Annotated in this window: 13 protein-coding genes and 3 tRNA genes; 9 read left to right on the forward strand and 7 right to left on the reverse strand. The window is 64.1% G+C overall.

Annotated features, from left to right (window positions below):
* Nucleotides 1-24 precede the first annotated feature (24 nt).
* Together ubiE and BOO71_RS24735 are read left to right on the forward strand one after the other, a co-directional pair.
* Complete coding sequence (ubiE, locus tag BOO71_RS24730) at nucleotides 25-753, forward strand: bifunctional demethylmenaquinone methyltransferase/2-methoxy-6-polyprenyl-1,4-benzoquinol methylase UbiE (RefSeq protein ID WP_075836900.1); 729 nt, start codon at nucleotides 25-27, stop codon at nucleotides 751-753.
* A 90-nt stretch (nucleotides 754-843) separates the two neighbouring features.
* On the forward strand, nucleotides 844-1,800 hold the full coding sequence (locus BOO71_RS24735) for a LysM peptidoglycan-binding domain-containing protein (protein ID WP_083653812.1): 957 nt from the start codon (nucleotides 844-846) through the stop codon (nucleotides 1,798-1,800).
* Between the two features lie 235 nt (nucleotides 1,801-2,035).
* Here BOO71_RS24735 and BOO71_RS24740 read toward each other — a convergent pair whose 3' ends face one another.
* Nucleotides 2,036-3,157, reverse strand: coding sequence for an oxidoreductase (locus BOO71_RS24740; RefSeq protein ID WP_083653813.1), 1,122 nt, complete (start codon nucleotides 3,155-3,157; stop codon nucleotides 2,036-2,038).
* A gap of 379 nt (nucleotides 3,158-3,536) precedes the next feature.
* Between BOO71_RS24740 and dnaK the strand changes: the two genes are divergently transcribed.
* The 4 genes from dnaK to BOO71_RS24760 all read left to right on the forward strand — a co-directional run bounded on the left by dnaK (nucleotide 3,537) and on the right by BOO71_RS24760 (nucleotide 7,645).
* Nucleotides 3,537-5,444: a molecular chaperone DnaK gene (gene dnaK, locus BOO71_RS24745; RefSeq protein ID WP_075836901.1), complete on the forward strand. Its 1,908-nt coding sequence runs from the start codon at nucleotides 3,537-3,539 to the stop codon at nucleotides 5,442-5,444.
* Nucleotides 5,445-5,678: 234 nt separating this feature from the next.
* On the forward strand, nucleotides 5,679-6,374 hold the full coding sequence (locus tag BOO71_RS24750) for a nucleotide exchange factor GrpE (protein WP_254843290.1): 696 nt from the start codon (nucleotides 5,679-5,681) through the stop codon (nucleotides 6,372-6,374).
* A 4-nt stretch (nucleotides 6,375-6,378) separates the two neighbouring features.
* Complete coding sequence (locus tag BOO71_RS24755) at nucleotides 6,379-6,591, forward strand: VF530 family protein (RefSeq protein WP_303046798.1); 213 nt, start codon at nucleotides 6,379-6,381, stop codon at nucleotides 6,589-6,591.
* Between the two features lie 112 nt (nucleotides 6,592-6,703).
* Complete coding sequence (locus BOO71_RS24760; RefSeq protein ID WP_075836903.1) at nucleotides 6,704-7,645, forward strand: DnaJ C-terminal domain-containing protein; 942 nt, start codon at nucleotides 6,704-6,706, stop codon at nucleotides 7,643-7,645.
* 96 nt (nucleotides 7,646-7,741) lie between these two features.
* Here the strand turns inward: BOO71_RS24760 and BOO71_RS24765 are convergent, their stop codons facing one another.
* The 6 genes from BOO71_RS24765 to mqnP form a co-directional block, all read right to left on the reverse strand.
* Nucleotides 7,742-8,878, reverse strand: coding sequence for an acyltransferase family protein (locus BOO71_RS24765; RefSeq protein ID WP_175607535.1), 1,137 nt, complete (start codon nucleotides 8,876-8,878; stop codon nucleotides 7,742-7,744).
* A gap of 73 nt (nucleotides 8,879-8,951) precedes the next feature.
* A complete protein-coding gene (locus tag BOO71_RS24770) occupies nucleotides 8,952-10,622 on the reverse strand; it encodes a sensor histidine kinase (protein WP_254843291.1) in 1,671 nt (556 codons plus the stop codon).
* A gap of 70 nt (nucleotides 10,623-10,692) precedes the next feature.
* Nucleotides 10,693-11,370 carry a response regulator transcription factor gene (locus BOO71_RS24775; protein ID WP_010887388.1) on the reverse strand — a complete coding sequence of 226 codons (678 nt, stop codon included), beginning with the start codon at nucleotides 11,368-11,370 and terminating at the stop codon, nucleotides 10,693-10,695.
* A 222-nt stretch (nucleotides 11,371-11,592) separates the two neighbouring features.
* Nucleotides 11,593-12,024, reverse strand: a complete 432-nt coding sequence (locus tag BOO71_RS24780; protein ID WP_075836905.1) for a hypothetical protein — start codon at nucleotides 12,022-12,024, stop codon at nucleotides 11,593-11,595.
* A gap of 73 nt (nucleotides 12,025-12,097) precedes the next feature.
* Nucleotides 12,098-12,397 carry a hypothetical protein gene (locus BOO71_RS24785; protein WP_075836906.1) on the reverse strand — a complete coding sequence of 100 codons (300 nt, stop codon included), beginning with the start codon at nucleotides 12,395-12,397 and terminating at the stop codon, nucleotides 12,098-12,100.
* Nucleotides 12,398-12,569: 172 nt separating this feature from the next.
* Nucleotides 12,570-13,454, reverse strand: a complete 885-nt coding sequence (mqnP, locus tag BOO71_RS24790) for a menaquinone biosynthesis prenyltransferase MqnP (RefSeq protein WP_075836907.1) — start codon at nucleotides 13,452-13,454, stop codon at nucleotides 12,570-12,572.
* Nucleotides 13,455-13,539: 85 nt separating this feature from the next.
* Here mqnP and BOO71_RS24795 point away from each other — a divergent pair.
* From BOO71_RS24795 to BOO71_RS24805, 3 genes are all read left to right on the forward strand, one after another.
* Nucleotides 13,540-13,616, forward strand: a tRNA-Pro gene (locus tag BOO71_RS24795).
* 33 nt (nucleotides 13,617-13,649) lie between these two features.
* A tRNA-Gly gene (locus tag BOO71_RS24800) sits at nucleotides 13,650-13,723 on the forward strand.
* 54 nt (nucleotides 13,724-13,777) lie between these two features.
* Nucleotides 13,778-13,854, forward strand: a tRNA-Arg gene (locus BOO71_RS24805).
* Nucleotides 13,855-13,857: the final 3 nt, after the last annotated feature.

Here is a 13,857-nt window from a genome sequence, read left to right on the forward strand (position 1 = left end):
TCCCGCCCGGCTATCATCCTCGGCATGACCGCTGCGCCGAAAAAACCCTCCGTGGGTGACAAACAGGACAAGGGCGGCGACGTGCAGGCCATGTTCGCCGACATCGCCCCGCGCTATGACCTGCTCAACCGCGTTCTCAGTCTGGGCGTGGACCGGGGCTGGCGGCGTGAGGCCACGCGTGAGGCGCTGGCGTTTGCCCCCGCCCGCGTGCTGGACGTGGCAACGGGCACGGCGGACTTTGCGCTGGAACTCAAACGCCGCGCGCCGGAATCGGAAGTGATCGGCAGCGATTTTGTGCCGCAGATGCTGGAGATCGGGCGGACCAAGGCAGCCGCACGGCACCTCGACATCCGTTTAGAGGAAGGCGATGCCCTGAACCTGCCTTACCCGGACGGCAGTTTCGATAGCGTGACCTGCGCCTTCGGCTTTCGCAATTTCGCCGACTACGCGCGCGGCCTCTCGGAATTCTGGCGGGTGCTGGCTCCGGGCGGACGGGCCGTGATTCTGGAGTTTCCACCGCCCCGCGCCGGGTTGTTCGGCAACCTCTTCCGCTTTTACTTTCAGCATGTGCTGCCGCGCATCGGCGGCCTGATCAGCGGCAACGCGGGCGCGTACACCTACCTGCCCGAGAGCGTGCTGGCCTTTCCGCCGCCCGAACGACTGGCCGATCTGATGCGCGCTACGGGCTTCCGCACCCGTTACCGCCTGCTGAGCTTCGGCATTGCGGCCATTCATGTGGGCGACAAACTGTAGGCCAGGCGTGGAGGGACCGGTGCCTCCACACCCCCGACGGGCAGGGTTCTTCACACGCCCTTAACCTGGCACGGTCTATGGTGACAGGCAATGATCGAGCAATCGCCAGCACCAGTGTCCAGGCCCTCTCCCCTGCTGCGGCGCTGGCTGCTGGGCGCGGCGCTGCTTTTGCTGGCGGGCACCCCGGCTGGGGCCGCTTCGACACAGACCTACACGGTGAAAAGCGGTGACACGCTGTTCGGGGTGGCCCAGAAGGCGGGCACCTCGGTTCCGGCGCTGCTGAAACTCAACGGCCTGAGCGGGACGGCGCTGCGACCAGGGCAGGTGCTGAAACTGCGCTCAGCCGCAGCGACGCCCGTGCAGCCGTCTCAGAATGTGGTGGTCCAGAAAGCGGTTGCCCCTAAGCTGCCGCCGCTGCCGCCCGCCACGCCGCGCCCCGATCAGGCGAAGGTCAGGGGTCCGTCGAAATGGCAGACGCCGCCCCCGGCCACCGTGACCAGTTTTATCGGCTGGGCGCTGCCCGGCCTGGATTCCCCGCTGGGCGACGCGCTGCCGATCCGCACCTACCTGCCGGGCCTGGGCTTCAGTTTGCAGACGTACAACAACTGCGGTCCCAGCGCGCTGTCCTCGGTGCTGGGCTTTTACAAGGTGCAGATCGGCCAGAACGTCATCCAGCGCACCGCGCGCCCGGACGGCGGGTACATGCAGATCAGCGCCATCGCCCCGGAACTCCAGAAATTCAAGCTGCGGACGCTGACGGTGCGCGGCGGGCACATCTCACAGATCAAGCGGCTGCTGGCGCTGGGCATTCCGGTGATCGTGCTGCAATGGTACGAGCGCCCCGGCGAGGTCCCGCACTTCCGCGTGGTGCGCGGCTACGACGATCAGGCCGGACTGGTCTGGGTCAGCGACAGCATGGTGGGACCGCTGGCCTACCTGAGCTACCACAGCTTCGACGCCCTGTGGAACACCCAGTCGCGGCAGATGTTCCCGGTCTACCCGGAGGGTTACGACAAGCTGGTGCGGCGGCTGGTGGGCCAGGGCTGAGCAGCCGCAACCACAGCTCTCTACCTCAGATCGTCAGCCCGCCAGCTCCTCCTGCCCTGTTCATGGACCTGGAACTCATGCGAAATGCGGAAAAAATTGGGGCTATGTTGGCCGAAAATTGGTCCTGGGACGCCGCTTCGTCTGACCCCCTCCCCAACCCTCCCCCATAAAGAGGGAGGGAGAAAAGATCGTGTTTATCGGTCTGCCGAGTGGTATCGCGTAAGTCCTAGGACCTTCAGAGGGCGAACGGCACCCCGGTCAGTTCCTCGGAAGCCTTCCACAACTGCCGGGCGGTCTCGGCGTCGTGCGAGCGGGCGTTGGACTCCACGCGCTGCGGGTGGCCCGCGATCTCGGCCAGCCCGGACGGCCCGAAGAACTCGCCGCCCTCTACCCCCGGCGCAGTCGCCGCGTACATGCTGGGCAGCGCGCCCATTTCCTGCGTCTGGGCGATCAGGCCCATCAGACCGTCGTTCATGCCCTCGCCCTGCAAGCCAGTGGCAGCGTAGCCGGGATGGGCCGCCACCGCCACCGTCGTCTTGCCCGCCGCCTGCAACCGGCGCTGCAACTCGTAGGTGAACAACAAGTTGGCCAGTTTGCTCTGGCCGTAAGCGGGCATGGGTTTGTACTCGCGCCCCTTCCAGTTCAGGTCATCAAACTCGATCTTCCCAAAACGGTGCGCGATGCTGCTCAGATTGACCACCCGCGCGTCAGGGGTGGCGTTCAGCACGTCAATCAACTGCGCAGTCAGGGCAAAGTGGCCCAGATGGTTGACGCCGAACTGCGTCTCGAAGCCCTGCGCGGTCTCGCCCTGCGGCGGCACCATGATGCCCGCGTTGTTGACCAGCAGATCCAGGCGCTCGAACCTGCCCTTGAAGTCGTCGGCAAACGCCCGCACCGAATCCAGATCGCCCAGGTCCAGGGACATGGGGATCACCTTGCCACGCGGACCTGTTGCCAGAATGCGGCCAGCCGCAGCCTCGGCCTTCTGCGCGTTGCGGCAGGCCATGACCACCGTTGCACCGTGCTGGGCCAGCGCGCGGGCCGTTTCGTAGCCCAGTCCGCTGTTGGCCCCGGTGACGATGGCGACTTTGCCGCTCTGATCGGGCATGTCGGTCTCGGACCAGTCGCTCTGTTTGCGGCCACGGGCGAAATAGGCCAGCGGGCCGATGAAGTTGAGGAACAGCGCCGCGCGCCAGCCCGCCTGCGTGCCGTTGAGCTGCCCCGGCTGACGGCGGCTCAGGTCCAGCCACGCGGCGGCAAACAATCCTGCCTGCACGGTCCCGGCGGCGACGATGGCGGTTTTCTGGAGGGCGCTGAGGTTGTTCCAGCGGCGAATGGACTTGTGCTGTATTTGCATGTGGATCTCCTGTCTGGAGCGAGCGTAGCGTGCGCCGGGTGCAGTGAAGGTAACGGGGAGCGGGGCCAGCATCGCCCCTGCTAAGGCTCCAGGCAGGCGCTGACAGCGGGCCTAGCCCGGCACCAGATGGAAGCTCCCGCTGCGTTGGTTGTGTGCTTTCGGCCAGGGCTGATGCAGTTCCCTCATGACTGGCATCTCCCGGTGGTCCCGCCGATTTCCCAGCACCCGCCCTTCAGCCTCCCTTAAACTTGAGCGTATAGCACTCAAGTCTATTGACTCTATGCAACTGTAGCGTTATGCTGTTCGGAGTTTCAGAACTGTTGCCCCTGCGGCGGCAGAATCCCATCCAATCTCACTACACTCTCAAGGAGTCAAACACATGGCTAAAGCTGTTGGGATCGACCTGGGCACCACCAATTCCGTTATTTCTGTCATGGAGGGCGGACGCCCCGAAGTGATCGTGAACTCCGAGGGCGCGCGCACCACGCCGTCTGTCGTGGCCTACAAGGGCGACGAGCGCCTGGTGGGCCAGATTGCCCGCCGTCAGGCCGCGCTGAACCCCGCCGCTACCCTGTTCGAAGTCAAGCGCTTCATTGGCCGCCGCTGGGATGAAGTCAAGGAAGAAGCCGGACGCAGCCCCTTTAACGTCAAGGAAGGCGAGGGTGGCTCCGTGCGGATTGAAGTCAACGGCAAGGACTACGCCCCCGAGCAGGTCAGCGCCGAGGTTCTTCGCAAGCTGGTGGCCGACGCCAGCGCCAAGCTGGGCCAGAAGATCACCGACGCTGTGATCACCGTTCCCGCGTACTTCGACAACTCACAGCGCGAAGCCACTAAGCAGGCCGGGGAAATCGCGGGCCTGAACGTGCTGCGCGTGATCAACGAACCCACTGCCGCCGCACTGGCCTACGGCCTGGAGCGCAAGGGCAACGAGACTGTGCTGGTCTTCGACCTGGGGGGCGGCACCTTCGACGTGACCATCCTGGAACTGGGCGACGGCGTGTTCGAGGTCAAGTCCACCGCCGGGGATACCCACCTGGGCGGCGCGGACTTCGATCACCGCATCGTGGACTGGCTGGCTGGGGAGTTCGAGAAGGAGCATAAATTCGATCTCCGCAAGGACAAGCAGGCCCTCCAGCGTCTGATCGAGGCCGCCGAGAAGGGCAAGATCGAGCTGTCCAACGCCACCGAAACGGCCATCAGCCTGCCCTTCATCACCTTTGATCCCGAAACGCGCACCCCGATGCACCTGGAGCGCACGCTGACCCGTGCCAAGTTCGAGGAACTGACCGCCGACCTGCTGCGCCGCGTGCGCCAGCCCGTCGAGCAGGCCATGAAGGACGCCAAGCTGGACGCCAGCAAGATCGACGAGGTGATTCTGGTGGGCGGCAGCACCCGCACCCCCGCCGTCAAGCGCATCGTGCAGGAACTGATCGGCAAGACCCCCAACGAATCGGTCAACCCCGATGAAGCTGTGGCGCTGGGCGCTGCCGTGCAGGCGGGCATCATCCAGGGCGACTCCAGCCTGGGCGACATCGTACTGGTGGACGTGACCCCGCTGACGCTGGGCGTGGAGGTCAAGGGCGGCATGATCGCGCCGATGATCACCCGCAACACCACCGTTCCAGCCAAGAAGACCGAGATCTACACCACCGCCGAGAACAACCAGCCAGGGGTGGAAATCAACGTGTTGCAGGGCGAGCGCCCGATGGCGAACGACAACAAGAGCCTGGGCCGTTTCAAACTGGAAGGCATTCCCCCGATGCCCGCCGGACGCGCACAGATTGAGGTGACCTTCGACATCGACGCCAACGGCATCCTGCATGTGACCGCCAAGGAAAAGAACAGCGGCAAGGAATCCAGCATCCGCATCGAGAACACCACCACGCTGGACAAGAGCGACGTGGAGAAGATGGTCCGGGAAGCCGAGGAGAACGCCGTGGCCGACAAGGCCCGCCGCGAGAAGGTCGAGAAGCGCAACAACCTCGACAGCCTGCGCGTTCAGGCGCTGGGACAGATTGAGGAGAACGCCTCTGCCCCGCAGGACGCCAAGGACAAACTGAAGGCCGCCGCCGATCAGGCTGAGGAAGCCGTCCGCAACGACGACGACGCCCAGATCACCGACGCCCAGAAGAAGCTGGAAGAGGAACTGCGCGAGTTCATGACCGCCAACCAGAACGCCGCGCAGGCCCAGAGCCAGCCCGAAGGTGAGGACGGCGGCGTGAACATCGGCAAGGACAAGGCTGAGGATGATGACGTGATCGACGCGGATTTCAAGCCCGCGCCGTAAGGCAAAAGAAACCCCTCAGTCTGCTTCGCAGCCAGCTCCCCTCAAAAGGGAGCCAAGAAGCACAGAAGATAGGACGACGCAGGAATCTCCTTGCCTCCCTTCTGAGGGGAGGTCCCCCGGAGGGGGGGAGGGGCTAAACCGCAAACGCTCCCCAACGCCCCTCCGAATGACCACACCAAACAACCCACTGGGAGAGGACGGCTATGACAGCCCCTCTCCCTTATCCTTAAACCGATGTTCAGAAAACGAGGTTCCCAGATGACAGACGACAAGATCAAAAACGGCTCAGCCCCGGATGCCGAGGCCGAAACCACCGAGAACCTGAAATTCACCCCCGCCCGTGACGGCGAGAAGACCATCGACGCGGACAGCGACATCATCGACGCCGAACTGCTGAGCGATGAGGACGGCGAAGAAGCCGATTTCGCGGGCTTTCCCGGCATGGACGAGGGCATGATGGCCCAGGTTCAGGAAATGATGGGCAAGCTGGAGCGCGTGGAAGTGCTGGAAAAGGAAAACGCCGATCTGAAATTCAAGCTGGGCCGTCTGGCCGCCGACTTCGACGGCTACCGCACCCGCACCACGCAGGATCTCGACGCTGCCGAGGACAAGGGCGTTTCTAAGGCTGCCGAGCAACTGATGCCCGTCTACGATGATCTGGACCGCGCCCTCACGATGGGATCGGAAGACCCCGCCAAACTGATTCCGGGCGTCAAGGCCGTGCAGACCAAGGTGCTGACGGTCTTCTCCAAGCTGGGGCTGGAGCTGACTGGTAAAGAGGGCGAACACTTCGATCCCCAGTGGCACGAGGCGCTTCAGGCCGTGCCCGGCGATGAGGACGACAGGATCGTGCAGGTGTTTCAGGCAGGCTTCCGCATGGGCGACCGGCTGGTACGCCCGGCCCGCGTCGTCGTGAGCCGCAAGGGTTGAACGCGTGACCTCCTCTGATCCCCTCCACGCCGTCACCCTCCAACTTATGTTGGAGCGCCTGCACGACGCCTACGGCTGGGAGGAGCTGGCCCACCGCGTACCGATCAACTGCTTTTCTTCCAACCCCAGCATTCAGAGCAGCCTCAAATTCCTGCGCCGCACACCCTGGGCGCGGGCGAAGGTGGAGGGGCTGTATCTGGAACTGGTAAGTGTCTGAAAGGTCTAAGGGTCTGAGAGTCGAAGGGTCTAAGGGCTAAAGACCAAGAAACCTGATTCATCGCCCGCCTTTTTTCCCAGACCCTTGACCCTTAGACAACGCCGGAGGCGTCATGGCATACAAAGACTATTACGACGTGCTGGGCGTCTCCCGTGGGGCGTCCGACGCGGATATCAAGTCGGCCTACCGCAAGGGGGCCAAGCAGTATCACCCCGACAAGAATGCAGGAGACGAGAAATCCGCTGACCGTTTCAAGGAAATCGGCGAGGCGTATGCCGTCCTGAGTGACCCTGAGAAACGCAAGGTCTATGACCAGTTCGGCCACACTGGGCAGGTGCCACCGGGCTACGGCGAGGGCGGCGGCTTTCCCGGCGGCGGCAATTTTCAGGGCGGCGACTTCGCCGGATTCGATCCGGGCCAGTTCAGTGACTTCTTCCAGGGCCTGTTCGGTCAGGCAGCGCGGGGGCGCGCGGGTGCTGGGGGAATGGGCGGCGGCTTTCCCGGCGGGCAGCAGGTCAATATTGAAGACCTGCTGGGCGGGCTGGGCGGCGCAGGGCAACAACGGAGATTCGTGCAGAACGTGGAAGGCGAGTTGCAGGTCACGCTGGCAGAGGCTTTCAGTGGCAGCGACGAGGTGATCAACGTGGACGGCAAGCGCCTGAGTTTGCGCGTTCCAGCAGGCACGCGCGACGGCGCACGTCTGCGTCTGGCTGGACAGGGACCAGGGGGCGGCGATGTGCTGCTGACCATCCGCGTGCTGGAGGACGCCCGCTTCGATCTGGACGGCGATCACCTGACCACCACTGCCGACGTGCCTGTCCCGCTGGCCGCGCTGGGCGGCGACATCAGCGTGCAGACCCTGGGCGGGCGCGGCAACCTGAGCATTCCCCCCGGCAGCAGCGGGGGCCGCCGCATGAGATTGCGCGGTCAGGGCTGGCCTAAAAAGGACGGCACGCGCGGCGATCTGTACGTGCGCCTGAACGTGACGGTGCCTGCCGCCCCCAGCGACGAGGAAAAGGAGTTGTACCGCAAGTTGCGCGATTTGCAGAAGTAGCACCGGATGAGCTGAGCGTGCAGATGCGAAACCCCCTCATCCAGCCAGGTGAGGGGGTTTTGACTGTTGACCCCGCCAGAGCAGATTTCCCGGGAACTACGCGAGCTTGCTTTCGGATTGATCCAGTGCGGGTTTACGCCGTGGGCGGGGCCGCAGCATCTTCCTAAAAGGTTCCTCGATCAGGAAGTACAGGGCGGTGGCCACGGCCAGAACCAGTGCCAGGTACACGGCCACGATGCCCAGGCGGACCACCACTCCGGCGTCGATAAAGCGTTCGGCGGGCAGCAGCTTGACCAGCACCATCTTGAGCAGCAGATGGGACATGTACATCGAGTAGGAGATGCGCCCCCCGAAGTCGGCCAGCGGGGTAGACAGGGCGCGGGCCAGCCAGCCCCGGTTGTAGGCCAGGCCAAGGATGAACGGGGTCATGAACAGCAGGGTCCAGTAGGCCCCGGTGCCGATGGCAGTCAAGGCTGTGGCGCTGACCACCGCCAGCAGCCCCAGCACAGGCGTCAGCAGGCCCCAGTTCCATGACGCGCCAGAACGGTTGCGCCACAGCCAGCACATCATGGCCCCGGCCACAAAACTGCCCGTGATCCGCAAGAGGGAATTGTGGTCGAAAGGACTGACGACGCTCAGACCACTGCTGAGAATCAGCAGGATACTGGCAACGATGGCCGTCACGGCAATGCCCACTGCCGCGCCCGGCCTCCTGACCCGGTGATAGATCAGGGCCACCAGCGGGAAACACAGGTAGGCAAACCATTCGGCACTGACGCTCCAGGCCACGAAGTTCCAGGTGGCATCAGCGCTGTTCCCCCACGCCTGAACCATCAGCAGGCTGGCCACAAAGCCGCCGGGTGTGTACAGACCCTCTGTACTCAGCGTCAGGTTCAGCCGGTCAGCCACTGTCACGATGCCCAGCGCGCCCAGAAGACAGGCCACAACCACCGGATAGATCCGCGCAATTCTAGCCCGCAGAAAGTAGACGTAGGTGGGGCCGTTCCACGTCTGAAATCGGTCGACATAGTTGAGGGTGATCACGAAGCCGGACAGCACGAAAAACAGCTCGACGCCCATGTTGCCTGCCTGGGCGAACGTCCGTAAGAGTTCCAGTCCCGGAAACAGCAGCACAAATTTATCGAAGTAATGGTGAAAAACCACCCACAAGGCGGCGATAGCCCGTAGCCCGGTCAGGGCACGGAGAAACGGCACACTCACAGGCTCAGTCACAGTTGACAGTGTAGATGGCACAGTGCAGAACGGGATGAAGATTTATGATCTCCGCGAATCGCTCTCCGGTGCGCTACGGCACGTCCTCTTCGTCCAGAATCGGCACGTCGCCCACGGGCAACTGCACATGGGCCGCCGTCCCCTTGCCCTCTTCGCTTTCCAGCCAGATGCGGCCCCCGTGCGCCTCCACGATGCCGCGCGCGATGCTCAGGCCCAGACCCGCGCCGCCCACGTCACGGCTGCGGCTGTCTTCCAGACGGTAGAAGCGGTCAAACAACCGGTCCAGTTGATCCGTGGGAATGCCGGGGCCGTCGTCGGTCACGCTCAGGCGCACCTCGGTGCCGTCCTCCTCCGGCTGGCTGCTCAGGGTAATGGTCCGCGCCCCGGCCTTGAGGGCGTTGCTGACCAGATTGATGATCACCTGCTTGAGGCGGTCCGGGTCGCCCTCGAAGGTCACCTCCTGCCCGGCCACCGGCAGGCGCGAGTTCTGGGCCTGGGCCAGCGGCATCAGCTCGCGAGCGATCTCGGCCAGAAACAGGCCCGACAGGATCGGATCGCGGGCCATCACCAGCGCGCCGCTGTCACTGCGGGCCAGTTGCAGCAGGCTGGCGATCAGGTTGGTCAGGCGTTCGGACTCGCTGCGGATGATCTTGAGGCTTTCCTGCTGCTGTCCGCTGGGGCTGGTGCGGCGCAAGAGATAACTGGCATGGCCGCTGATGGCGGTGACGGGCGTTCGCAGTTCATGACTGGCATCGCTGGTGAATCGGCGCTGGGCCTCGAAACTGTCTTCCAGGCGGCCCAGCATGCTGTTCAGCGCCCCGGCCAGCGCCTGTACCTCGTCCCCCGTTTCGGGTTCGGGCACGCGTTCGGTCAGGTTCTGCCCACCGATGCCCTCGGCGGCACGCTGCACCAGTCCCAGGGGCCGCAGCGCCCGCCCGGCCAGCAGGTACGCGCCCACACCCGCCGTGATCAGGCCCGCCAGAAACAGCAGCACAATAACGTTCCGCAGGTCCGCCAGCGTGTGCTGAATGTCATCCAGGCTGCGGCCCACGTACACGATGGTCAGCGTGTCGTTGCTGCCCGGCAACCCCAGCGGCGATTGTTGCAACGACAGCGGGGCCAGCCGCACCAGCACACGCATAGGCGTGGGTCTGTCGGGATAGACCTCCTGCACGTCCTGATCAATCAACAACTGGCCGTCCGGCGAACTGATCAACTCGGCCAGTTGGGCGTCAGGCAGCGTGATGGGCTTCTTGCGGTCAATCCCAGAAAAGTTACGTGCCTGACCACGCAGGAAATTGAGGTCGTCAAACAGGCTCTGGCGCTCGTCGGGATTGACCGCCTGGGTCAGCCGATCAGTCAGCAGCGGCAGGTCATAGAAGGTCAGCCGCTCGATCTGGATGGCGTAGTTGGGGAACTGGTAACGCAGACTTATGGAATTCCCTGTCGCGTCCAGGCTTTCGGGGTTGGCAGAAGACAGGTTCAGCGACGGCAGCAACTGAGCCAGCCGCCCATAAGCGTCGCCCAGGTCGCGGTTGACTCCCGTGATCAGGTTGTTACGCATGATCACCAGCGTGGTGACAGCCACCGTGATCAGCAACGCGGCCAGCAGCGCTGTGTAGAACTGGGTCAGCCGCCAGCGCAGGGTCTTGTGGCGGCGGCTGACCGAACCTGTGGGCGCGGCTCCCCCCTTGACCGCGCGGGCGGCCCCGGCGAGCGGGCGTGGCAACGAAGGAACCCTCACGCCCGGCAGTGTAGCGGTCAGGCGTGAGGGTCAGCGTGTTTCAGGAGTACGAGGGGTGGAGCCTGAGCGCTTACTCCTCGCGTAGCACGTAGCCCACACCGCGCACGGTATGGATCAGTCGGCGCTCGCCGCCCTCCTCCAGCTTGCGGCGCAGATAGCCGATGTACACGTCCACCACGTTGCTGCCCCCGGTGTATTCGGGCCAGACCTTTTCCTCGATCTCGAAGCGGGAGAAGACCTTGCCGGGGTTGCGGGCCAGCAGTTCCAGCAACTCGAACTCCTTGGCCGACAATTCCACACGCCGCCCGCCCCGGAAGATCTCGCGCCCGTCGAGGTTCATGACCAGATCGGCCACGCGGACCTCGCCGGTCACGGCAGGATTGACCCGGCGCAGGTGGGCGCGCACGCGGGCCAGCAGTTCCTCGATGGAAAAGGGCTTGATCAGGTAGTCGTCCGCACCGGAATCCAGACCCTCGACCTTGTCCTGAATGCCGTCCTTGGCGGTCAGGATGATGATCGGGGTGTTGCTGGTCTTGCGGATGCGGCGGGCGACTTCCAGACCGTCCAGCACGGGCAGCATCAGGTCCAGAATGACCAGATCGGGGTTGACTTCGCGGAATTTGGACAGGCCGGTTACGCCGTCGAAGGCGACTTCGGTGGCGTAGCCTTCTGCGGCCAGTTCGAGTTCGATAAAGCGGGCGATATCTTTTTCATCCTCGATCACGAGGACGAGAGGCTTGCGTTCCATGTCGCCAGTCTAGGGAGCGTTCTCATGAGAATACGCGAGGGGTGCTTAATCAGCTTTCATCCGGCTCTGGCGATGGGCTGGGGGCCAGGACACAATCTCCCGTCAGATCAGCCGGATTTCTGGCCCTCTGGAGACGGCTCAGCCCCCTTCTGGAGCTAATCGTAGATGGCCCTCTTTACAGGTCTTTCACAAGGCTGTGCTGTCTGAGCGGACCCATATCGGTCAGACGACAAACCCATGCAGCGGCGCAAGTGTCCTGAAGGTGATCCACTGGCCGGGTGTGACCGGGGGCAGTTCCCCGAAGGCCGCCAGCACCAGCGGCAGCCGCGCCTGAACCACCCAAGCCTTGCCTACAGTGTGTGTGATCTGCCCACAGCCCGCCAGCGCCGAGACGCCCTGCACGCTCAGGATTTCACGGTGTTCACTGCCGGGTAGCAACTCCACCGAGTCCGCTTCCAGAACACCGTGGACCACCACCCGCGCCGCGCCAGGCTGGGCCGAGTAGGGGCCGCTGCGGTCAAACAGATACAGCACCCGGCCTCCGGCCACGAACTCCAGCAGCGGGCTGCCCTCGGGCTGCGGGTAGATCAGGCCGTGGGCGGCGTGGGCCGCGTAACGCGCCGCGAAGTCCCGCTCAGAGCTTTCCAGCGTCAACGGCGGCTCCTGACAGAGAGCGCGGGGAAGGTGGCGGCGGTCATGCCGGGGATTCTAACGGACAGACCGTTTCTCAGGGGTCCAGCCGCTCTTCCAGCAGACCCAGCGTGGGGTACGGGGCGTCCGCATCCAGATCATTCTCAGCCAGCCGGTCCAGCAGCGCGTCGGCCCGCTCCAGCGCAAAGGTCCCCTCCACCTCGCGCAGCACATGGATCAGGACCAGACCGTGCAGCCGTTCCAGCAGCGCCCAGCCCCAGCTTCCAGCCGCCTGAAGATCACGCGCGCGGGCCAGCAGCGTGAGTGCGAGCCGCTCGTCGCCGTCTGCAAACGCCTGCGCGGCCTCTAGAGGAATAAGGCGCAGGTCCGGTCTCATGCGGACTCCGATTGAAAGGTGTTAAAAACACCTGAAAATCCGAACGAGCGTCCAAGCGTCCTCATGGGCGCTATTCTGGACAAGACAGTGAACAGGAGAAAAACGGGTTCCGGGCATGGAGTGCAGGAATCGGCGCTGTCCCGATTTCTGTACGAAATAGACGGAATCCGTCTCAGGTCAGCGTGCGCCACGTCACGTCCACGATGACCCCGGCCAGCATGGTCAGGGCCAGCCACATGTTGGCGTCGAAGAAGGCCACGTTGACCCGCCCCAGATCATTGGGGTTGACGATGCGGTGTTCGTACAGCAGGATCGCGCCCATCGCCACGGCAGCCAGGTAGTACCAGCCACTGGCCCCGGCCACCACGCCCACCAGCAGCAGCAGCGCGAAGGTCAGCGCGTGGCTGGCAGCGGCAATCTTCAGGGCGCGCGGAATGCCGAAGCGGGCGGGAATGCTCTTGATACCGTTCTTTACGTCAAAATCCCGGTCCAGCGTGCCGTAGATCACGTCCAGGCCGATCATCCAGAAAATGACCACGGCCCACAGCACCCAGGCGGTGGGGGCAAAGTGGCCAGTCACGGCGACATATCCGCCTGCCGCCGCCGCGCCATCGGTGACGCCCAGCCAGGCGTGGCACAGCCAGGTGTATCTCTTGGTATACGGATAGCCGATCAGGAACACCACCGCCAGCGGCAGCAGCGCCAGACACAGCGGATTGAGCTGCGCCGCCGCGAAGGCCATGACCGCCAGACTGACGCCCACCAGCGCCCACGCCTGGGCCGGGCTGACCTTGCCCGCCGGGACCTCACGCCCCGCCGTGCGCGGATTGCGGGCGTCAATGGCGCGGTCGATCACACGGTTTGCGCCCATCGCCGCCGTGCGGGCCGCCGCCATTGCCACCGTGACCCAGATCACCACGCCCAGGCCGGGCCAGCCGGTGCCGTTTTGCGTCATGCTCGCCAGCAACATCCCCGCATACGCGAAGGGCAGAGCAAACACGGTGTGTTCGAATTTCACCAGATCCAGATAGGTTTTCAGACGTGGGGCCAAACTCATGCTGGGGGCAGCATACGCCTGCTGGCTTACCTCTGGACATTATGGGCCTGACATTTGCTATAGTGCCGCCTGCGCGTGGAAGTGTCGAGGCGTAGCGCAGCTCGGTAGCGCACTTGGTTTGGGACCAAGGGGTCGCTGGTTCGAATCCAGTCGCCTCGACCATCATTTTCCCGTTCCCAGCGGACACGCGCACAGGCGAGATTGGTGTAGTGGTAGCACAGCAGCCTTCCAAGCTTCTGGCCTCGGTTCGAATCCGTGATCTCGCTCCACACCCAATACAAGGCTCCCCCTGCGGGAGCTTTCGTCCTTTCGAGGACGCATAGGCACCCCTAGCTCAGTTGGATAGAGCAACCGCCTTCTAAGCGGTCGGTCAATGGTTCGAGTCCATTGGGGTGCACCACAA

The organism is Deinococcus marmoris (assembly GCF_001949125.1).
Classification (GTDB): domain Bacteria; phylum Deinococcota; class Deinococci; order Deinococcales; family Deinococcaceae; genus Deinococcus; species Deinococcus marmoris_A.